General features: G+C 46.9%; 22 protein-coding genes and 1 pseudogene. All 23 read left to right on the top strand.

Annotated features, from left to right (window positions below):
* Nucleotides 1-116 precede the first annotated feature (116 nt).
* The 23 genes and pseudogenes from hepS (at nt 117) to CXL14_RS12485 (ending at nt 21,321) form a co-directional block, all read left to right on the top strand.
* Nucleotides 117-872, top strand: coding sequence for a heptaprenyl diphosphate synthase component 1 (gene hepS, locus CXL14_RS12375; RefSeq protein ID WP_007409455.1), 756 nt, complete (start codon nt 117-119; stop codon nt 870-872).
* A gap of 5 nt (nt 873-877) precedes the next feature.
* Nucleotides 878-1,579, top strand: coding sequence for a demethylmenaquinone methyltransferase (menG, locus tag CXL14_RS12380; RefSeq protein WP_003153453.1), 702 nt, complete (start codon nt 878-880; stop codon nt 1,577-1,579).
* Nucleotides 1,580-1,607: 28 nt separating this feature from the next.
* Nucleotides 1,608-2,570, top strand: coding sequence for a heptaprenyl diphosphate synthase component II (hepT, locus tag CXL14_RS12385; protein ID WP_198555338.1), 963 nt, complete (start codon nt 1,608-1,610; stop codon nt 2,568-2,570).
* A gap of 120 nt (nt 2,571-2,690) precedes the next feature.
* Nucleotides 2,691-3,137: a nucleoside-diphosphate kinase gene (gene ndk, locus CXL14_RS12390; RefSeq protein ID WP_003153455.1), complete on the top strand. Its 447-nt coding sequence runs from the start codon at nt 2,691-2,693 to the stop codon at nt 3,135-3,137.
* Nucleotides 3,138-3,326: 189 nt separating this feature from the next.
* Nucleotides 3,327-4,097 carry a protein-glutamate O-methyltransferase gene (locus tag CXL14_RS12395; RefSeq protein WP_101287942.1) on the top strand — a complete coding sequence of 257 codons (771 nt, stop codon included), beginning with the start codon at nt 3,327-3,329 and terminating at the stop codon, nt 4,095-4,097.
* Nucleotides 4,098-4,168: 71 nt separating this feature from the next.
* The gene (aroC, locus tag CXL14_RS12400) at nt 4,169-5,341 is read left to right on the top strand and encodes a chorismate synthase (protein WP_101287821.1); all 1,173 of its coding nucleotides are present in this window, start codon (nt 4,169-4,171) and stop codon (nt 5,339-5,341) included.
* Entirely contained in the window at nt 5,341-6,429 is a 1,089-nt protein-coding gene (gene aroB / locus CXL14_RS12405) for a 3-dehydroquinate synthase (RefSeq protein ID WP_101287823.1), read from the top strand. Before aroC ends, aroB begins: the two co-directional genes overlap by 1 nt.
* Nucleotides 6,426-6,809, top strand: a complete 384-nt coding sequence (gene aroH, locus CXL14_RS12410; RefSeq protein ID WP_061862332.1) for a chorismate mutase — start codon at nt 6,426-6,428, stop codon at nt 6,807-6,809. Before aroB ends, aroH begins: the two co-directional genes overlap by 4 nt.
* 223 nt (nt 6,810-7,032) lie before the next feature.
* On the top strand, nt 7,033-8,580 hold the full coding sequence (gene trpE / locus CXL14_RS12415; protein ID WP_101287825.1) for an anthranilate synthase component I: 1,548 nt from the start codon (nt 7,033-7,035) through the stop codon (nt 8,578-8,580).
* The gene (gene trpD / locus CXL14_RS12420; protein ID WP_101287826.1) at nt 8,552-9,568 is read left to right on the top strand and encodes an anthranilate phosphoribosyltransferase; all 1,017 of its coding nucleotides are present in this window, start codon (nt 8,552-8,554) and stop codon (nt 9,566-9,568) included. Before trpE ends, trpD begins: the two co-directional genes overlap by 29 nt.
* Nucleotides 9,561-10,313, top strand: a complete 753-nt coding sequence (gene trpC, locus CXL14_RS12425) for an indole-3-glycerol phosphate synthase TrpC (RefSeq protein WP_017418037.1) — start codon at nt 9,561-9,563, stop codon at nt 10,311-10,313. The genes trpD and trpC overlap by 8 nt, the downstream gene beginning before the upstream one ends.
* Nucleotides 10,314-10,317: 4 nt before the next feature.
* Entirely contained in the window at nt 10,318-10,971 is a 654-nt protein-coding gene (locus tag CXL14_RS12430) for a phosphoribosylanthranilate isomerase (protein ID WP_101287828.1), read from the top strand.
* The gene (gene trpB / locus CXL14_RS12435) at nt 10,952-12,154 is read left to right on the top strand and encodes a tryptophan synthase subunit beta (protein ID WP_101287830.1); all 1,203 of its coding nucleotides are present in this window, start codon (nt 10,952-10,954) and stop codon (nt 12,152-12,154) included. Before CXL14_RS12430 ends, trpB begins: the two co-directional genes overlap by 20 nt.
* On the top strand, nt 12,147-12,944 hold the full coding sequence (trpA, locus tag CXL14_RS12440) for a tryptophan synthase subunit alpha (protein ID WP_014418254.1): 798 nt from the start codon (nt 12,147-12,149) through the stop codon (nt 12,942-12,944). The genes trpB and trpA overlap by 8 nt, the downstream gene beginning before the upstream one ends.
* Nucleotides 12,945-12,955: 11 nt before the next feature.
* Nucleotides 12,956-14,038, top strand: coding sequence for a histidinol-phosphate transaminase (gene hisC / locus CXL14_RS12445; protein WP_014418253.1), 1,083 nt, complete (start codon nt 12,956-12,958; stop codon nt 14,036-14,038).
* 51 nt (nt 14,039-14,089) lie between these two features.
* Nucleotides 14,090-15,205 (top strand): prephenate dehydrogenase, encoded by a 1,116-nt coding sequence (locus CXL14_RS12450; RefSeq protein WP_025649795.1) that lies wholly within the window; start codon nt 14,090-14,092, stop codon nt 15,203-15,205.
* 11 nt (nt 15,206-15,216) lie between these two features.
* Nucleotides 15,217-16,503, top strand: a complete 1,287-nt coding sequence (gene aroA / locus CXL14_RS12455; protein WP_032863584.1) for a 3-phosphoshikimate 1-carboxyvinyltransferase — start codon at nt 15,217-15,219, stop codon at nt 16,501-16,503.
* Nucleotides 16,504-16,820: 317 nt separating this feature from the next.
* Nucleotides 16,821-18,092: a tetratricopeptide repeat protein gene (locus CXL14_RS12460; protein ID WP_014418250.1), complete on the top strand. Its 1,272-nt coding sequence runs from the start codon at nt 16,821-16,823 to the stop codon at nt 18,090-18,092.
* Between the two features lie 73 nt (nt 18,093-18,165).
* Nucleotides 18,166-18,705 carry a ReoY family proteolytic degradation factor gene (locus tag CXL14_RS12465; protein ID WP_003153482.1) on the top strand — a complete coding sequence of 180 codons (540 nt, stop codon included), beginning with the start codon at nt 18,166-18,168 and terminating at the stop codon, nt 18,703-18,705.
* Between the two features lie 54 nt (nt 18,706-18,759).
* Entirely contained in the window at nt 18,760-19,206 is a 447-nt protein-coding gene (locus CXL14_RS12470) for a YpiF family protein (RefSeq protein WP_003153483.1), read from the top strand.
* A gap of 137 nt (nt 19,207-19,343) precedes the next feature.
* A pseudogene (locus CXL14_RS12475) lies at nt 19,344-19,846 on the top strand (ubiquinol-cytochrome c reductase iron-sulfur subunit).
* Nucleotide 19,847: 1 nt separating this feature from the next.
* The gene (gene qcrB / locus CXL14_RS12480) at nt 19,848-20,522 is read left to right on the top strand and encodes a menaquinol-cytochrome c reductase cytochrome b subunit (protein ID WP_003153485.1); all 675 of its coding nucleotides are present in this window, start codon (nt 19,848-19,850) and stop codon (nt 20,520-20,522) included.
* 31 nt (nt 20,523-20,553) lie between these two features.
* The gene (locus tag CXL14_RS12485; protein ID WP_007409471.1) at nt 20,554-21,321 is read left to right on the top strand and encodes a menaquinol-cytochrome c reductase cytochrome b/c subunit; all 768 of its coding nucleotides are present in this window, start codon (nt 20,554-20,556) and stop codon (nt 21,319-21,321) included.
* The last annotated feature ends 106 nt before the right edge of the window (nt 21,322-21,427 follow it).

Consider the following 21,427-nt stretch of genomic DNA (forward strand, 5'->3'; position numbering starts at 1 on the left):
GGGAGAATACAGCCAATTTCTTTTTTTTATGCTATAATGATACCTGCGTATAATAATGACGAGTAAATCTCATACATATTAGAATAAATGTGAATTTGGGGACAAGGGTGATATTTTTGCAAGACATCTACGGAACTTTAGCGAATCTAAATACGAAATTAAAACAAAAGCTGTCTCATCCTTATTTAGCGAAACATATTTCTGCGCCTAAAATCGATGAGGATAAGCTTCTTCTTTTTCACGCTTTGTTTGAAGAGGCGGACATTAAGAACAACGACAGAGAAAATTACATAGTAACTGCGATGCTTGTCCAAAGCGCCCTTGATACCCACGATGAAGTGACAACAGCCAGAGCGTTAAAGCGAGACGAAAATAAAAACCGGCAGCTCACCGTGCTTGCCGGCGACTATTTCAGCGGACTGTATTATTCGCTTTTATCTGAAATGAAGGATATCTATATGATACGGACGCTCGCTACGGCAATTAAAGAAATCAATGAGCATAAAATCCGTCTGTACGATCGGTCTGTCAATGACTTGAATCAATTGATCGAAAGCATGGCGATTGTGGAAGCGGCCCTGTTTCACAGAGTGTCAGACCACTTTAATCTTCCGCGCTGGAAAGAGCTGGCGAGTGATTTTTTTGTATATAAGCGGCTGATGAACGGCAATGCTATATTTCTCGATGTCATCGGCAATATTGTAAAGTCAGGGAAATCAAAGGCTGACATAATGGAAGATAGCTTCCGAAAGGCAAAGCAAAGCATTGAAACGCTGCTGCCGCTCAATTCACCAATCCAAAACCTAATGCTGAACCGGCTTAAGGCGATCAGCCAGGACAAAACATATCATCAGAAAGTGGAAGAAGGGTAATCAACATGCAGGAGTCAAAAGAACAGCGCGTACACGGCGTGTTTGAAAAAATCTATAAAAATTATGACCAAATGAACTCTGTTATCAGTTTTCAGCAGCATAAAAAATGGCGCGATAAAACGATGCAGATCATGAATGTTAAAGAAGGCGCAAAAGCGCTTGATGTCTGCTGCGGAACGGCTGACTGGACGATTGCCCTCGCAGAAGCGGCCGGAAAAAGCGGTGAAATCAAAGGACTGGATTTCAGCAAAAATATGCTGAGCATCGGCGAGAAAAAAGTGAAAGAGGGCGGTTACAGCCAAATTGAACTTTTGCACGGAAATGCGATGGAGCTTCCTTTCGCTGATGATTCTTTTGATTTTGTCACCATCGGCTTCGGGCTGCGGAACGTTCCCGACTATCTGACCGTGCTGAAAGAAATGCGGCGGGTCGTCAAACCGGGCGGGCAGGTCGTATGTCTGGAAACATCCCAACCGGAAATGTTCGGATTCAGACAGGCATATTTTCTATATTTTAAATACATCATGCCTTTCTTCGGAAAAATGTTTGCGAAGAGCTATAAAGAATATTCTTGGCTTCAAGAATCGGCAAGAGAATTTCCCGGTATGAAAGAACTTGCGCGTCTGTTTGAAGAAGCGGGCCTGACGAATGTCAAATACCATTCGTTTACCGGCGGAGTGGCCGCTACGCATATCGGTTGGAAATGATGAATATACAGATGTTTGGGTGAATGATATGAAATTTAAAATGGCCTATTCTTTTTTAAATGACGATATTGATGTGATCGAAAGGGAACTTGAGCAAACGGTGCGGTCAGACTATCCCTTGCTGAGTGAAGCCGGGCTCCATCTGCTCCAGGCGGGAGGCAAGCGGATCCGCCCTGTTTTCGTATTGCTTTCCGGCATGTTCGGCGACTATGACATTAATAAAATAAAATATGTTGCGGTGACGCTGGAAATGATTCATATGGCGTCCCTCGTGCATGACGACGTCATTGATGACGCCGAGCTGCGGAGGGGAAAACCGACCATCAAAGCCAAGTGGGACAACCGTATCGCCATGTATACCGGTGATTATATGCTTGCGGGCTCACTGGAGATGATGACGAGATTGGATGAGCCGAAAGCCCACCGGATCCTGTCCAAAACCATCGTAGAAGTATGCCTCGGAGAAATTGAACAGATCAGAGATAAATACAATATGGAACAAAACCTCAGAACCTATTTGCGCCGCATCAAACGGAAAACGGCTCTTCTCATTGCCGTCAGCTGCCAGCTCGGCGCCATCGCTTCGGGAGCTGATGAGAAGATTCACAAAGCATTATATTGGTTCGGCTATTACGTGGGCATGTCCTACCAGATTATTGACGACATTCTTGATTTCACTTCAACGGAAGAGGAACTGGGAAAACCGGTCGGAGGGGATCTGCTGCAAGGAAATGTCACTCTGCCCGTTTTGTACGCGCTCCGTCAGCCTGAATTGAAAAATCAGCTGAAATTAATTAACAGTGAAACAACACAGGAGAAGCTCGCCCCCATTATTGAAAATATTAAACGCACAGACGCGATTGAAAAATCAATGGCCGTCAGTGACAGGTACTTAAAAAAAGCGTTTGAAAAACTGAATACACTGCCGAGAGGACGGGCGCGCTCATCATTGGCCGCCATCGCCAAATATATCGGCAAACGGAAATTTTAAATTCCTTTTACGAACAAGATGTGAACATTCTCCGCCCTGGATTGATTAATTGTCAGAAAGATGTTACGATTTCGGTGTGCAACTTGAAAGCCTATACATAATGATGGGGTGGAGAATCTTATGGAAAAAACTTTTATCATGGTAAAACCGGACGGCGTACAGCGCCAGCTGATCGGAGAGATTTTATCCAGATTTGAGCGTAAGGGCTTACAATTGGCAGGAGCCAAGCTAATGCAAGTTTCAGAACAGATGGCTGAAAACCATTATGCTGAACATAAAGGGAAGCCGTTTTTCGGCGAGCTTGTGGAATTCATTACATCAGGACCCGTATTTGCAATGGTATGGGAAGGGGAAAATGTAGTAGAGATCACAAGACAGCTGATCGGAAAAACGAACCCGAAAGATGCACTGCCGGGCACGATCCGCGGTGACTACGGCATGTTTGTCGGCAAAAATATCATTCACGGTTCAGACTCCTTAGAAAGCGCTGAGCGGGAAATTGACATTTTCTTCAAACAGGAGGAGCTTGTACCGTATCAAAAATTAATGGCCGACTGGGTGTACTAAGCCGTCAGCCTTTCTTTTTCTCTTGTTATGAAAAGGTTTACATATTTTAAAAAAGACAGAGGCTGCGCTGCCCTGTCTTTTCATTTCTCACAAATCAGCCCGCGGGCTGATTTTTTTATTGAAATCGTACAATTTCGAAAGAAAACAGGCTATACTAGGACAAAAGACAGCGAGATTGGGAGAGAAGCAATGGAGCATTACGACATTTTTATCACCAAGTGGAAACAAATAACCGGTGTTGATTTATCTCTATACAAAGAAGCACAGATGAAAAGGCGGCTTACGTCCCTTTATGAAAAGAAGGGGTTCAGAGATTTTCAGGAATTTGCCGCCGCTTTGGAAAAGGACAAGCTTTTATTAAACGAAACATTGGACAGAATGACGATCAATGTTTCTGAATTTTACCGAAATTATAAACGGTGGGAAGTTCTTGAAACCTCAATTCTTCCGTTAATAAAGCATAACAAACCGTTAAAAATATGGAGTGCGGCCTGTTCAACGGGAGAGGAACCCTATACTTTGGCTATGATTCTCAATCAGCAGACGGAATTGGCCGGATTTGATATATTGGCGACAGATATTGATGAAAAGGCGCTCAGCAAAGCCAAGCGGGGCATCTATCAGGAACGCTCGCTGCAAGAGGTGCCGGCTTCCGTGAAAAGCCGTTATTTCACCAAGCAGGCTGACAACAGCTATCAAGTAAAACAAGAGATTCAGAAAAACATCCGGTTTAAGCGGCACAACCTGCTTGCCGACAGCTATGAACAGGATTTTGACCTGATCGTCTGCCGCAACGTCTTTATTTATTTTACTGAAAAAGCAAAAGAAGAGCTGTATGTGAAAATGGCGGGCAGTCTGAAAAAGAACGGAATTCTGTTTGTCGGCAGTACAGAACAAATTTTCAGCCCGGAAAAATTCGGCCTTGAGAGCACTGATACATTTTTTTATCAAAAAAGATAGAAGACATTTAATGAAAACTTGTGTTATAGTTTTACTTAAAAGCGTTAATGCGATGAAGGGAGAAAAAAGAAATGAGATACTTAACAGCCGGAGAATCACACGGTCCGCAGCTGACGACAATTATAGAAGGTGTGCCTGCGGGGCTTTATATAACTGAAGAAGACATTAATTTTGAGCTTGCCAGACGTCAAAAAGGGCACGGCCGCGGACGCCGCATGCAGATTGAAACGGACAGAGCGAAGATCACAAGCGGCGTGCGGCATGCCCGGACACTCGGTTCACCCATCGCGCTCGTTGTAGAGAATAAAGATTGGACCCACTGGACAAAAATTATGGGCGCCGCACCGATTACAGAAGAAGAAGAAAGTGAAATGAAACGCCAGATTTCAAGACCGAGACCGGGACACGCAGATTTGAACGGTGCTATTAAGTATAATCACCGCGATATGAGAAATGTGTTAGAACGATCTTCCGCGCGTGAGACAACGGTTCGCGTGGCTGCCGGAGCCGTCGCTAAAAAGATTTTAGCGGAGCTTGGCATTAAAGTCGCCGGGCATGTCCTGCAAATCGGCAGCGTAAAAGCAGAGAAAACCAATTACACATCCATTGAGGATCTCAAACGGGTAACGGAAGAATCACCGGTCAGATGCTACGATGAAGAAGCTGGCCGTCAAATGATGGCAGCCATTGATGAAGCGAAGGCAAACGGCGACTCGATCGGCGGAATCGTTGAAGTGATCGTCGAAGGTATGCCGGTCGGTGTCGGAAGCTATGTCCACTATGACCGTAAGCTGGACAGCAAGCTCGCTGCTGCCGTTCTGTCGATTAACGCGTTTAAAGGCGTAGAGTTCGGCATCGGTTTTGAAGCGGCCGGCAAAAACGGCAGTGAAGTTCATGATGAAATCGTATGGGATGAAGAGAAAGGCTATACACGCGCCACAAACAGGCTCGGAGGATTAGAAGGCGGTATGACGACGGGAATGCCGATTGTCGTCCGCGGCGTTATGAAACCGATCCCTACTTTGTACAAGCCGCTGAAAAGCGTCGACATTGAAACGAAAGAACCGTTTACAGCGAGCATTGAACGTTCAGACAGCTGCGCGGTTCCGGCAGCAAGTGTAGTGGCTGAAGCAGCAGTGGCCTGGGAAATCGCAAATGCCGTCGTAGAACAATTCGGGCTTGACCAGATCGACCGCATTAAAGAAAATGTTGAAAACATGAAAAAACTATCGAGGGAATTCTGATGAAAGAGCTTGAGGTTCGGACAGCTTCCTCCGCATATCCCGTGTATATCGGTGAAGGCATAAGGAAACAGGCCGCTGCCCTTTTGTCTTCACTGAACAGGCCGCTGACAAAGATCCTTCTCGTCATCGATGCTGAAGTTGACCGGCTATACGGTGATGAGATGTTCCGGCTTTTACACGAAACATGGCCCGTGAAAAAAGTGATCGCTCCAAGCGGAGAAGAAGCGAAGTCTCTGAAAGAGTATGAACGGATTCAAACGGAAGCGATCGCTTTCAATATGGACCGCTCCTCATGTATGATCGCCTTCGGAGGCGGCGTGACGGGTGATTTGGCCGGCTTTTGCGCAGCAACTTTTATGCGCGGAATTGATTTCATTCAAATGCCGACGACACTGCTTGCCCATGACAGCGCGGTCGGCGGCAAGGTGGCCGTCAACCATAAACTCGGAAAGAACTTAATCGGCGCGTTTTATCAGCCGAAAGCGGTGATTTACGATACGGAGCTACTGAAAACCCTGCCGGAACAAGAGCTGAGATCGGGTATGGCTGAAGTGATTAAACATGCGTTTATCGCCGATCATGCTTTTTTAGAAAAACTTCTCACGTTTGACACGTTGCAAGGACTGACAAGCGCTGAGCTGAATGAAATGATTTATAAAGGAATTTCAATCAAATCGGCCGTCGTGCGTGAGGACGAAAAGGAAGAGGGGATAAGAGCTTTTCTGAATTTCGGCCATACGCTCGGCCATGCCGTTGAGGCGGAATACGGCTACGGCCGGATTACACATGGAGATGCGGTCGCCCTCGGCATGCAGTTTGCCCTTTACGTGAGTGAACAGGTTGCTGGATGCAAGATGAACAGAAAAGAACTCACGCAATGGCTGATTGGGCTCGGCTACCCGGGAAGCATCAGACAAGATATTGAAACGCCGGTTCTCTCCGCCCGGATGATGAATGATAAAAAAACGCGCGGAGGCATGACACAGTTCATCGTGTTAAAGGAATTAGGCGAAGCGCGGGACTGCATGCTTTCAAAAGATGAGCTCGAAAATTTGCTGAACAAATGGCGAATGGAGGAAACAGCATGATGATACGCGGCATTCGCGGAGCAACAACGGTGGAACAAGACACCGAACAAGAAATTTTAGAAAAAACACAGCAGCTGCTTGAAAAAATCATTGAACAAAATGGATGCAAGCCGGAAGACGTTGTACAGATCCTGTTATCCGCCACGCCTGATATCCATTCCGTATTTCCGGCAAAAGCGGTCCGCCGCCTTTCCGGGTGGCAGTACGTCCCGGTGACGTGCATGCAGGAAATGGATGTCACCGGCGCTCTGCAAAAGTGTATCCGTGTCCTGATGACGGTTCAGACGGATGCGCCTCAGGATGAAATCAAGCATGTCTATTTAGAAAAAGCCGTTGTGTTAAGGCCGGATTTATCATTGACAAAAAATACTGACATGTAATACGATAAACAAAGCTTAGAAATACACAAGAGTGTGTATAGAGCTGGTAAGTAAGATATTGAACAGTTGAGTTTAGAATAGGGTAGCAGAGAATGAGTTTAGCTGAGCTGAGATAAACACGTTTTTATTCTGCCCAAAAGAATCCTTTCTTTTGGGTTTATTTCTTATACGCAAGACTCCTCTCACTCTTCATCTCATTCTCCTTACCGTAAGGAGGAGAATCATGAATTTACAATCGGATGTTTCTTTATTTTTAAAGGACAGTCTGACACACCGCACCATTCCAATCGCAGAGACTTTTACGGTCGACACGATCACACCCATTCAGATGGTTGAAAAACTGGACAGAAACATTACGTATCTTTTAGAAAGCAAGGATGAGTCGTCAAGCTGGTCGAGATACTCTTTTATCGGCCTCGATCCTTTTATCACCATTAAAGAAAGTCATAACACATTCACTGCCGCTGATCCAAACGGGCATACGCTGTTTGAAGGCGGAGAATTAAAAGCCGTGCTTGACTGGATGAATGAGAGCTTCCGCATTAAAACACCCGAGCTTGATATCCCATTTTCGGGAGGGGCGGTCGGTTATCTGAGCTATGACATGATTCCTTTGATTGAGCCTTCCGTGCCAAGCCACGCGAAAGAAACAGATTTCGAAAAATGCATGCTGTTTGTCTGCCGGAAAATCATCGCGTACGACCACGAAACGAAACAAGTGCATTTCATTCAATATGCGGAGCTTAACGGCCGGGAGACGGAGGAAGAAAAGCGGGCCGTTTTTAAAGAAAATTGCGCGGAGCTTCGTAAGCTTATCGGTATTTTGACAGAATCGAAAGATATGAAAGAGCCGTTTTTTTCTAAAGAAACGTTTGACACGCCAAGTTTTGCCGATGTGACATCCAATTATACGAAAGAAGAGTTTATGGCCGGCGTTAATAAACTGAAAGAATATATAAAAGCGGGAGACATTTTTCAAGGGGTGCTTTCGCAAAAGTTTGACATTCCGGTATCCAGACATTCATTTGAACTGTACAGGGTGCTCCGCATCATCAATCCTTCACCCTATATGTACTATATCAAACTGCCTGACAGAGACATTGTCGGGAGTTCGCCTGAACGTCTGATCCGCGTGCATGACAGGCACCTGGAAATTCATCCGATTGCCGGAACGAGAAGAAGGGGCGCCGGAAAAAAAGAAGATGAACGCCTGAAAAAAGAGCTGATGAATGACGAAAAAGAAAAAGCTGAACATTTCATGCTCGTCGATCTTGCGCGCAATGACATCGGCAGAGTTGCGGAGTACGGTTCCGTAGCCGTTCCGGAATTCACAAAGGTCGTTTCTTTTTCACATGTGATGCACATCATCTCTGTTGTAACCGGCCGTTTAAAACAGGGCGTCCATCCCGTTGACGCGCTGATGTCGGCATTCCCGGCAGGAACACTCACGGGCGCTCCGAAAATCCGCGCGATGCAGCTTTTAAATGAATTAGAACCGACTTCCAGAGAAACCTACGGCGGATGTATCGCTTATATCGGATTTGACGGGTCAATTGATTCGTGTATTACCATCCGCACCATGAGTGTCAAAAACGGTACGGCGTCGGTGCAGGCGGGCGCGGGAATAGTCGCCGATTCCGTCCCGGAAGCCGAATATGAAGAAAGCTGTAACAAAGCGGGGGCGCTTTTAAAAACGATTCAAATCGCAGAAGACATCTTTTCTGGCGGGGAGGAGAAGACGGATGAACAAATTTCTGCAATCGTGCGTTAATGGCCGTACGCTGAAAATTGGAGAAGCCGAAAAGCTGATGGAGATGATGATGAACGGGGACATGTCGCAGTCTGAGATCGGCGGGATTTTATCGGTATTAGCCCACCGGGGTGAAACGGCGGAGGAGCTTGCCGGATTTGTAAAAGTGATGCGGGCGCGGGCACAGACATCAGGTGGCTTGGCGGATGTCGTTGATACGTGCGGAACAGGCGGAGACGGGATTTCTACGTTTAACATATCCACGGCAGCGGCGATTACAGCTTCTGCCGCCGGAGCTAAAGTTGCCAAGCACGGAAATCGCTCCGTTTCGTCTAAAAGCGGCAGCGCGGATGTGCTGGAAAAACTGGGTGTTTCCATTCAAGCCACACCAGACAGCGTCAAACGCAGCATTGAAACGAAACAAATGGGGTTTTTGTTTGCGCCGCTGTTTCATTCGTCAATGAAGTACGTCGCCGCCGCAAGAAAAGAGCTTGGCTTCCGAACCGTATTTAATCTGCTGGGCCCGCTCAGCAACCCGCTGCAGGTGAAGCGGCAGGTGATCGGCGTCTATTCATTTGATAAAGCGCGCCTGATGGCAAGCGCTTTGGAACAATTTGATGTCAGACACGTCATGCTTGTCTCTGCCCGTGACGGATTAGATGAATTGTCCATCTCAGCACCGACCGATATCATTGAACTGAAAAACGGTGAACGTCTGGAATATTCCGTTTCACCTGAACAATTCGGTTTTACAGAAGGTTCACTAAAGGATATTCAAGTGAGTTCATCGGAAGAAAGCGCGCTCCTCATTCAGAATATTTTTGCAAATAAAGCTCCGTCATCCGCTCTGCATATTACCGCCTTAAATGCGGGCGCGGCCATTTATACGGCAGGTCTTGCAAACGATCTGGAAGAAGGAACGAAAACCGCCTTAGAAGCGATTCAAAACGGAGATGCTAAAAGGCAGCTCGAACGTCTGAAACAGAAAGAGGAAGAAATGTATGCTTGATCAAATCATTCAGCAGAAAAAAGAAGAAATAAAATCCATCGTGCTGCCGGAAACCTGTCAAATTGAACGGAGATCCTTTAAAAAAGCGCTCCTGAACCCGAACCGTTTTATCGGGCTGATTGCCGAAGTGAAAAAAGCTTCGCCGTCTAAAGGATTGATTAAAGAGCATTTTGTTCCGGAAACGATTGCGGCGGATTATGAAGCGGCTAAAGCCGACGCCCTTTCAGTTCTCACGGATACCCGTTTTTTTCAGGGGAGAAATCAATTTCTGACAGATGTTAAACAAACCGTGTCTCTTCCCGTGCTGAGAAAAGATTTTATTATTGATTCCCTTCAGGTGGAGGAATCGTTCAGGATCGGCGCCGATGCCATTTTGCTGATCGGGGAAGCGCTGGAACCTTCAGAGCTTCATGAGCTTTATCTGGAAGCCCGCGAGAAGGGCATGGACGTTCTCGTTGAAGTCCATGATGAAACTGTGCTTGAACGGATTTTACAAGTGTTTCAGCCGGACATTCTCGGCATAAACAACCGGGACTTAAAAACGTTCCGTACTTCTGTTTCGCAAACGGAAAAAATAGCGCAGCTTGTACCGGACGGCTGCCTGCTGGTCAGCGAAAGCGGAATCGGTTCTTTGGCTGACCTGCAATTCGTCAACAAGCACGGGGCGCAGGCTGTATTGGCCGGAGAATCCTTAATGAGAGAGGATTCGCAGCAAAAAGCGATCCGCGGACTGTTCGGGGAGTGACGATATGAAAAAGCCTGAGTTAAAGTACTGCGGAATACGATCGAAGCGTGATTATGAACTTGCGGCAGCTTCAGAAGCGGATTATCTGGGATTTATTTTTGCCGCAAGCAAACGGAGAGTAACGCCGGATGAGGTCCGGAAATGGAAAGAGCAGGTCCGGACAGACAAGAAACATGTCGGAGTATTTGTAAATGAAACGATAGAAAACATCGCGCAAATCGCCTCTGATCTGGCACTTGACGTCATCCAGCTTCACGGTGATGAATCGCCTGAGGATGCCCTCCGCCTCCGCCCGCTTGTACGCTCGGAGATATGGAAAGCGCTCCATCACGGGGAAGGGACGCTCCGTCAGATGGCTCAATTTGCACCTGCTGTCGACGGCTATGTCATTGATTCTTCAGTAAAAGGAATGAGAGGCGGCACGGGAATCGCGTTTTCATGGGCCCGTGTCCCCTTGTACCGAAAGCAGGCTCAAAATGCAAACAAGCGCTGTTTTATCGCGGGCGGCGTTAATCCTGAAACGATTACCGGCTTACTGAGATCGCGTCCGTGCGGTATAGATCTTGCCAGCGGAATTGAAAAAAACGGACAAAAGGATCAAACACTGATCCGGATTTTAGAAGAAAGGATGAACCACTATGTATCCATATCCAAATGAAATCGGAAGATACGGCGAATTCGGCGGCAAATTTGTCCCTGAAACATTGATGCGGCCCCTTGAGGAAATCGAAACGGCTTTCACAGAATTAAGGAATGATCCCGTTTTTCATGCCGAATATAAAAAACTATTGTTTGATTACTCCGGAAGACCGACCGCATTAACGTTCGCAGACAGGGTGTCGGAGTATTTGGGAGGGGCGAAAATCTATCTGAAAAGAGAAGATTTAAACCATACCGGCTCTCATAAAATTAACAACGCGCTAGGCCAGATTCTGCTTGCCAAAAAGATGGGCAAAACGAAAATCATCGCCGAAACCGGTGCGGGACAGCACGGTGTGGCTGCCGCGACAGCCGCCGCAAAATTCGGTTTTAAGTGTACGGTTTTTATGGGTGAAGAAGACGTTGCGCGCCAGTCGCTGAACGTATTCCGGATGAAACTGCTCGGCGCGGAAGTGGTGCCGGTCACAAGCGGCAACGGCACGCTGAAAGATGCGACGAATGAGGCAATCAGGTATTGGGTCCAGCATTGTGAAGATCATTTCTACCTTATCGGTTCTGTAGTGGGGCCGCACCCGTATCCGTATATCGTTCGCGAATTCCAGAAAATCATCGGCGAGGAAGCGAAAGAACAGCTCCGCCGGGTTGAAGGAACGCTCCCGGATAAGGTTGTTGCATGTGTCGGCGGCGGAAGCAATGCGATGGGCATTTTTCAGGCCTTTTTAGACGAAGATACTGAGCTGATCGGCGCCGAGGCGGCCGGAAAAGGAATTGATACGCCGCTGCATGCGGCAACGATCGCAAAAGGGACGCTCGGGGTGATTCACGGTTCAATGACCTATTTAATACAAGATGAATACGGGCAGATTATCGAACCGTACTCCATTTCAGCAGGCCTTGATTACCCGGGGATCGGCCCTGAGCACGCCTATCTGCATAAAAGCGGCCGTGTAACGTACGAAAGCGTGACAGACGATGAAGCGATTGCCGCGTTACGTCTGCTTTCTGAAACAGAAGGTATTCTTCCGGCTATTGAATCTGCCCACGCCCTGGCAAAAGCGTTTGAAATGGCAAAAGACATGGATAAAGATAAAATCATTCTCGTCAGTTTGTCGGGAAGAGGAGATAAAGATGTTCATACGCTGATGAATGTTTTGGAAAACGGGGTGGAGACACATGTTTAATCTGCGAGATTCTGAAAAATTATTTATCCCTTTTATTACAGCTGGCGATCCGCTTCCTGACATTTCTGTTGAGCTGGCAATATCATTGCAGAATGCAGGCGCTTCTGCCCTTGAGATCGGCGTTCCTTACACAGATCCGCTCGCGGACGGACCCGTCATACAACGGGCTTCAAAACGGGCTCTGGAAAACGGAATGAATATCGTAAAAGCAATTGAACTTGGCGGCAAAATGAAAAAAAACGGCGTTCATATTCCAATTATCCTCTTTACGTATTATAATCCTGTGTTACAATTAGAAAAAGAATACTTTTTCGCTTTACTGCGGGAAAACGACATAGACGGTCTGCTTGTACCCGACCTTCCATTAGAGGAAAGCGCCCTTTTGCAAATGACATGCAAAAAGGAGAACATCGCTTATATCTCACTGGTTGCGCCGACAAGTGAAGACCGTTTGAAAATAATTACTGAACAGGCCAGCGGCTTTGTGTATTGTGTATCCTCTTTAGGAGTGACGGGCGTACGCAGCGAATTCGATCCGTCTGTATACTCTTTCATTCGTAAGGTGAAAGAATTCAGCTCTGTTCCGGTGGCGGTCGGTTTTGGCATTTCAAACCGCAAACAGGTTGACGGGATGAATGAAATATCTGACGGTGTCGTTGTCGGCAGCGCGCTTGTCAAAAAAGTTGAAGAGCTTAAAACAAAGCTTGTGAATCCCGGAACAAGAGCTGATGCGCTTCTTGAATTTGAAGAATACGCAAAGACGTTCGGACGACTGTACAGTGTAAAATGAGGTGACTGGATTTGCAGATTAAAGAACAGCTGCGGCAGCTGAAACCGTATCAGCCGGGCAAACCAATAGAAGAAGTGAAAATGGAATACGGGCTTGAGAAAGTAGTAAAACTCGCTTCTAACGAAAATCCGTTCGGCTGTTCACAGGCCGCTAAAGATGCGCTGCATCAGGAGATTGAGCAGCTTGCGCTGTATCCCGACGGTTACAGTGCCGCTTTGAGAACGCGGCTCAGTGAGCATCTGCAGGTCAGTGAATCTTCTATTATTTTCGGCAACGGCTCTGATGAGCTTGTGCAGATTATCTGCCGTTCTTTATTAAATGATCAGGCAAACACGATTACCGCCGCCCCGACTTTCCCGCAATACAGACACAATGCGGTGATTGAAGGCGCTGAGGTGCGCGAGGTGCCGCTCCGCAGCGACGGCGCTCATGATTTGGACCGGATGCTGGAAGCAATTGACGGCAAGACGAAAGTCATATGGGTATGCAACCCCAATAATCCGACGGGGACATATACTTCTGAGCAAGAGCTAATCGCCTTTTTAAACAGAGTTCCCGAGCATATACTCGTTGTACTTGATGAAGCGTACTACGAGTATGTTACGGCGGAAGATTACCCAGAAAGCATTCCGCTTTTAAAGCAATATGCGAATGTCATGATCCTCCGCACCTTCTCTAAAGCGTACGGACTTGCCGCGCTGCGCGTCGGATACGGCATTGCGGACGAAGCGCTGATCCGCCAGATTGAACCGGCGAGAGAGCCGTTCAATACGAGCAGAATCGGTCAGGCTTCGGCACTGGCAGCGCTTGATGACCAGACATTTATTCAGGAATGCGTCGAGAAAAATAAAGCAGGCCTTAAGCAGTATTATGATTTTGCAGAAACTCACGGATTAACTTGTTATCCTTCACAAACCAACTTTGTGCTCATTGATTTTAACCGCCCGGCGGATGAACTGTTCCAAGCCCTGTTGGAAAAAGGATATATCGTCCGCTCAGGACAGGCGCTCGGATTTCCGACAGCGTTAAGGATTACGGTCGGTACGAAAGAGCAGAATGAGGAAATTCTCACAATTTTAGCTGCAATATTATAAGAGGTGATCAGGCATCACCTCTTTGCTCTATTAAAATAGTTGAAAAAGGAAATGAGTGAAATGAAGGATACTATATTGCTTGCGGGGATCGGGCTGATCGGCGGATCGATCGCATTGGCCATCAAAAAGGAGCATCCGCATAAACGGATTATCGGTGTGGATATTTCGGAAGAACAGCTCACTGCCGCGCTGAAGCTCGGAATTATTGACGAGCGGGCCGGCTCATTTACGGAAGGGGCGCAGCAAGCGTCTGTTGTCATTATCGCCACGCCTGTCGCCCAAACGCTGAAAATGCTCGATGTGCTGGCCGAATCAGACATCACCCATGAACTCCTGATTACGGATGTCGGCAGCACGAAACAGAAAGTCGTCAGCTACGCCGACAAAGTGCTTCCGGCTCACTATCAATTTGTCGGCGGCCATCCGATGGCGGGATCTCATAAATCCGGGGCCGCTGCCGCGAAAGAATTTTTATTCGAAAATGCGTTTTACATTTTAACACCCGGAAAATCAACTTCTAAAGAGTCAGTAACGCATCTGAAGGAACTCTTGAAAGCGGCAAACGCCCACTTTGTGGAGATGACTCCCGAGGAGCATGACGGCGTAACGAGCGTCATCAGCCATTTCCCTCATATCGTTGCTGCAAGCCTCGTACATCAGGCTCATCATGCTGAAGAAGATTATCCGTTTTTGAAACGTTTCGCAGCCGGCGGTTTTCGGGACATCACCAGGATCGCCTCAAGCAGTCCGGCGATGTGGAGGGACATACTTCTTCATAACAAAGATAAACTGCTTGACCGCTTCAAAGAATGGAAACGGGAGATTGACACGATCGAATCTTATGTAGAAAATGAAGATGCGGACAGCCTGTTCGGATATTTTAAAAAAGCGAAAGATTATCGCGACGGTCTGCCGCTCCGTCAAAAAGGAGCGATCCCGTCCTTTTATGACCTTTATGTCGATGTTCCCGATCATCCGGGGGTCATTTCGGAAATTACGGCGATATTGGCAGAAGAAAAAATCAGTATCACCAACATCCGCATTATCGAAACAAGAGAAGATATTAACGGAATTCTCAGAATCAGTTTCCAGACTGATGATGACAGGAAGCGGGCGGAAACCTGCATTCAATCCCGCGCTAAATATGACACATTTTACGCTGACTGAGGTGGAAAACATTGAAAAGAGAAAAAGTGATGTCTTTAAACGGTGAAATTCATATTCCGGGGGATAAATCCATCTCCCACCGTTCTGTTATGTTCGGAGCGCTTGCGGAAGGAACGACAACGGTAAAAAACTTTTTGCCCGGAGCCGATTGTCTGAGCACCATTGCCTGCTTCAGAAAAATGGGTGTCTCCATTGAACAAAACGGAAGTGATGTAACGATATACGGGAAGGGCATTGACGCACTTTGTGAGCCTGACAGCCTTCTTGATGTCGGAAATTCCGGCACGACCATCCGCCTGATGCTCGGCATTTTAGCCGGACGCCCATTTCACAGTACGGTAGCGGGCGACGAAAGTATTGCAAAGCGCCCGATGAAGAGGGTGACGGAGCCTTTAAAACAGATGGGAGCCGCGATTGACGGAAGAGCGGACGGAGGATTTACGCCTTTATCCGTAAGAGGCGGACAATTGAAAGGCATTGATTACGTCTCCCCTGTTGCAAGCGCGCAGATCAAATCCGCCGTGCTGCTTGCCGGATTGCAGGCTGAAGGGACGACGACCGTCACTGAGCCTCATAAATCAAGAGACCATACGGAACGGATGCTGAACGCTTTTGGCGCCGAGCTTGCGGAAACGGAGACGAGCGCTTCCGTAACGGGCGGTCAGAAGCTTCGGGGAGCTGATATTTTCGTGCCCGGCGATATTTCTTCAGCGGCCTTTTTCCTCGCCGCAGGCGCTGTCGTTCCCGGAAGCCGGATTGTGCTGAAAAATGTCGGCCTGAATCCGACACGCACGGGAATGATTGATGTCTTAAAGCAAATGGGGGCTTCACTTGAAGTGATTCGTTCAGAAGCGGACAGCGCGGAGCCTTACGGAGACCTGGTTATTGAGTCTTCAGATCTGAAAGCGGCAGAAATCGGCGGAGAAATCATTCCCCGTTTAATTGACGAGATCCCGATTATCGCCCTTTTGGCAACGCAGGCTGAAGGCACAACTGTCATTAAAGACGCTGCGGAGCTGAAGGTGAAGGAAACGAACCGGATCGACACCGTCGTATCAGAGCTCCGGAAAATCGGCGCAGACATTGAACCGACTGAAGACGGCATGAAAATACACGGCAAAAAAATGCTTGCGGGCGGAGCCGATGTGTCAAGCCACGGCGACCACCGCATCGGCATGATGCTCGGTATCGCTTCATGCCTGACAGAAGAGCCGATTGACATCCGTGATACTGAGGCGATCCATGTCTCATATCCGTCATTTTTTGAGCATTTAGATCAATTAGCCAAAAAAGCCTGAAGACGATTCTTCGGGCTTTTTTCTTCATGAGTCATAAAATCTTGGGCTTTGACATAGCTTGTCTTAAACAGAAAAATAAAAGAAAGGGGGAATGCGTTTTCGTTACAGAAACAGCCGGAACAAATTGCGCTGTTTGCGTATAAAGATGCCGTCCCCTTTTTTGCCGTTTTCCTCTTAACCATTTTCTGATAAACTATAATGCCGGGTGAAGCATCTTATTTGCGGGCAGGCCCTGTCTGAATTATGATAAGAATAACCCGAATAAAAACCCTTTTCATTGGTTGATGAGGTATAGGAAAAGAAAGGACCGGTCTGATTTGAATACATTGATTCAAGAAGCCATAAAATTAGTTGAAGCAGGTGAAACCGAAAAGGGACTCAAAGCGCTTTCAAAAGCTGAAACGCAGCTTCATGACGAAGACAAAGCCATTGCAGCCCAGCTCTACTATGAATGGGGAAACGCCGAAAAAGCGTTAGCGCTGATCAGTGATCTGCATGACCTTTATCCGGATGAGTCTGAGCTGACGAATTTTTACGCCGAATTGTTAATAGATATTGATGAAGAAGAAAAAGCTCTTGAGGTGCTGGAGACGATTTCTCCGGAAGACCCGTCTTACGCGGAAAGCCTTCTTTTAATGGCTGATCTGTATCAGATGCAGGGCTTATTTGAAGTAAGTGAGCAAAAGCTGTTACAGGCGAAAGCGATGTTACAAGATGAACCTGTTATTGATTTCGCTCTGGGGGAATTATACTTCACTCAGGGGTCATACGCAAAAGCCGTTCCGTACTATGAAGAGACGGCAAAAGAACGGCACGAAATCGGCGGCGTAAATGTTCATCAGAGGCTGGCTGAGTCATTGAGCGCGGCGGGCGAATTTGAGGAAGCGATTTCATGGTATGAAAAAGCGGCGGCAGAACATACAGAACCGAATACGATTTTCGGATACGGGTTCACAGCCTATCAGGCGGGAATGGTCAAAACAGCCATCAAGCAGCTGTCTGATTTAAAAGGGCTTGACCCTTCCTATTCATCGCTTTATATGCCGCTTGCAAAAAGCTATGAGGCAGAAGGCATGTATGAAGATGCATTAAAAACCGCTAAAGAAGGTATTACTTACGATGAATACAATAAAGAGCTTTTTCTCTATGCGGCGAAAATGGCGTTAAAGCTCGGCAACGAAGAGGAAGGCAAAAAGCTTCTTCAGGAAGCGCTGGCGCTCGATCCGGGTTACGTGGAAGCGCTCCATACGCTTTTAGCCGTCTATCATAAAGAAGAAAGCTTTGAAGAGATTATTGATCTGATTCAGGAAGTCCGCGGCTACGGAGAAGAAGATCCGAAATACAATTGGTATTTGGCGGGTGCCTATACAGGCCTTGAGCAATACGCTGAAGCGAAAAAAAGCTTCGAAGCTGCGTATCTCCATTATCAGGATGATCGGGATTTCTTATATGAATACGCTCACTTCTTATTGGAAGAGGGCCTCCAGAAAGAAGCGCTGCCGCTTTTAAAACAAGTGCTTTCAATGGATGGAACAAACGAAGAGCTTGAAGAAACAATCTTACGGATAGAGGATGAATTTTTAAGATAAGCAGGATTTTGGACCATGCTTGCTGAATGTATAAGTGATGTCAGATTATACGATCGATAGAGGAGGGAATTACATGCAGACCCCTGTTTCTGTCAATGAAAAAAAGGATTTTATCCGTTGGTTTTTAAATCATTATCAGCTTAAACGCCGGGAGTGCGTCTGGATTTTAAATTATTTAATGAGTCATGATTCATTAATGGAAAAAGTCCATTTTGTAGAACAAGCCGAATTTTGCCCGCGAGGCATTATCATGTCTACTCATTGCGTTGATGAGGTGCCGTTTAGGTTTTACAAAGAAAATGTCATGACTACGGACGCGGAAAAATCTTTTCACGACATCCGGTTAAATAAACAGCAGGATTTATTTATCCAGCTGAATTTCCGTTCGGCCTACAGCTCACCGGAATATGCCGCTGTTCTTGAATCAAATCCGCATCTGCCGAAAGACCTGTTTGAAAATAAACAGGATCAGGGGATGGCTGAAAAAATATTAGAACATGCCATTTCCACTTTCCAGCGGGAAAAGCTGCTTAAAGATATCGACGAGGCGCTGGACCGCCACGACAAAGAAACATTTGAAAAGCTTTCCCGCCAATTGAATCAGCTCACATAAATGACAGCCTTGCAGAGTATGCAAGGCTTGTTGCGTAAAGAGGAGGAACGAGACATGAGATGGAGGGCCGCTGATGCCGATGCCTATTTACAATCTGCGGATTACATTGATACCGCTGTCATTCCGTTAATTTCCATAACATCTTCAGGAGGCTTAAAAGAGGCCGTTGAACAGGGGGAAAGCACCCAATTGCTTTCTGAAGAGCTTGAGCGCCAATTGAAGGGACGGGTATATTTATTCCCCTCTTATACATATGTTGATATAGACCAATCACAAATCGCCCTGCTTCAAAAACTTAAAGAAGAGGTGATGACCAACTTCCGGCACGCCTTGTTCCTGACGGCAGACGAAAAATGGAAGGATTCTGAAATAGGGTCTGATGTCATATACATACCTGCCGTTCCGTTTGAACATATGAAAGACTCTTTAAAGAGAAAAATAGCGGATGACAAGTGCGGAGAAATTTTGAACGTTTTGTTACAGAAGTGGAACAATTCTTAAAAACTCCATACATCCCGCAAAACACCCGTTTTGCCTCTGTTGACCTTGCTGAAAGATTCATATATTATGAGGGTGTCAAATCTCTGAATTATTTTCTATTTTAGTTAATTTTTGGTCAATCTTTAGGGGGGGAAGAGATGGGCGGAAAACAAGATATATCAAGAAGACAATTTTTAAACTATGCGCTCACCGGCGTGGGGGATTTATGGCCGCCAGTGCGCTTATGCCCATGGTCCGTTTTGCGCTGGACCCGGTATTAAAACCGACGGGAGATCAAAAAATGGTGCAGGTTGTCAGTGTGGATGAGCTGACGAAGGAGCCAAAGCGGTTTGACTTTAAAATTCATCAAGTCGACGCCTGGTACGAATCGGAAGAATCCAGGTCAGCCTGGGTTTACAAGCACGGGGATGAAATTATAGCGCTTTCTCCGATCTGTAAGCATTTGGGCTGCACCGTAAACTGGAACAATGATCCTAAAAATCCGAACAAGTTCTTTTGTCCCTGCCATTACGGGCTGTATGAAAAAGACGGCACGAACGTTCCGGGCACGCCGCCGCTCGCGCCTCTTGACCGTTATGAGCAAAAAGTAAAGGACGGCTTTTTGTATCTTGGAAAAGCAAAGCCTAGGGGGGAAGGGTGACATGCTGAATAAAATTTATGACTGGGTGGATGAACGTCTCGATATTACGCCGATGTGGCGGGATATCGCCGACCATGAAGTGCCGGAACATGTAAATCCCGCTCACCATTTCTCGGCTTTTGTCTATTGTTTCGGCGGTTTGACGTTTTTTGTAACCGTTATCCAAGTGCTGTCCGGGATGTTTTTAACGATGTATTATGTGCCGGATATAAAAAACGCGTGGGAATCTGTGTATTATTTGCAGAATGAAGTCGCTTTCGGGCAGATTGTAAGGGGTATGCACCATTGGGGCGCAAGTTTAGTCATTGTGATGATGTTTTTACATACGCTGCGGGTTTTCTTTCAGGGAGCTTATAAAAAGCCTCGGGAATTGAACTGGATCGTCGGTGTTCTGATCTTTTTTGTGATGCTCGGTCTCGGTTTTACAGGGTATCTGCTTCCGTGGGATATGAAGGCGCTGTTTGCGACAAAGGTAGGTCTTCAGATTGCGGAGGCGACGCCATTGATCGGAGCGCAGGTGAAAACTCTTCTTGCCGGCCACCACGATATTGTCGGCGCCCAAACGCTGACGAGATTTTTTGCGATTCACGTATTTTTTCTCCCTGCCGCTTTGTTTGCGCTCATGGGCGCCCACTTTGTCATGATCCGCAAGCAGGGAATTTCAGGACCGCTTTAATACTAATCTGATATAAAAGGGAGGGGATGACATGCACCGGGGGAAAGGAATGAAGTTTGTAGGAGATTCAAGGATACCGGCTGAAAAAAAACCGAATATACCGAAAGACTATTCAGAGTATCCTGGAAAGACAGAGGCGTTTTGGCCGAACTTCCTGCTGAAAGAATGGATGGTCGGGGCCGTTTTCCTCGTCGGATTTCTCGTTTTAACGATTGTGCACGAGCCGCCTTTGGAACGGGTGGCGGACCCGACGGATACAGGGTATATTCCGCTGCCGGATTGGTATTTTCTATTTTTATACCAGCTATTAAAATATGAATATGCCGCAGGGAGCTACACCGTTATCGGCGCGATGATTATACCGGGTCTTGCCTTCGGGTCGCTGCTTTTGGCTCCGTTTCTCGACAGGGGGTCTGAAAGAAGGCCGTGGAAGCGTCCGGTTGCGGTCGGCATGATGCTTTTAGCGCTTTGCGCTACGGTCTTTTTAACGTGGCAGTCAGTCGCGACGCATGACTGGGCGAAGGCGGAGGAGCAAGGGAAAATCAAAAAAGAAGCCGCCATTGATACTGAATCAGACGGTTATAAGGTATTTAAAGAACAAGGCTGTATTTCCTGTCACGGGGATAATCTTCAAGGCGGAAGCGCCGGTCCGTCCCTGGTCGATAACGGGCTGAGCCCGGAAGAAATTAAAAAAATCGCCGTCAAAGGGAAAGGGCAGATGCCAGCCGGCATTTTTAAAGGGAATGACAAACAGCTTGATCAGCTGGCGAAGTTCATTTCTGAAACGACAGCGAAATAACGTATTGTGAAGCAGATAATAGCAGGATATACTTTTATGAAAAGAGCTGACCGGATGTCAGCTTTTTTTGCATGATACATACTTTTTACGGACTGAGAGTTGATGG

The organism is Bacillus sp. SJ-10 (assembly GCF_002843505.1).
Taxonomy (GTDB): domain Bacteria; phylum Bacillota; class Bacilli; order Bacillales; family Bacillaceae; genus Bacillus; species Bacillus velezensis.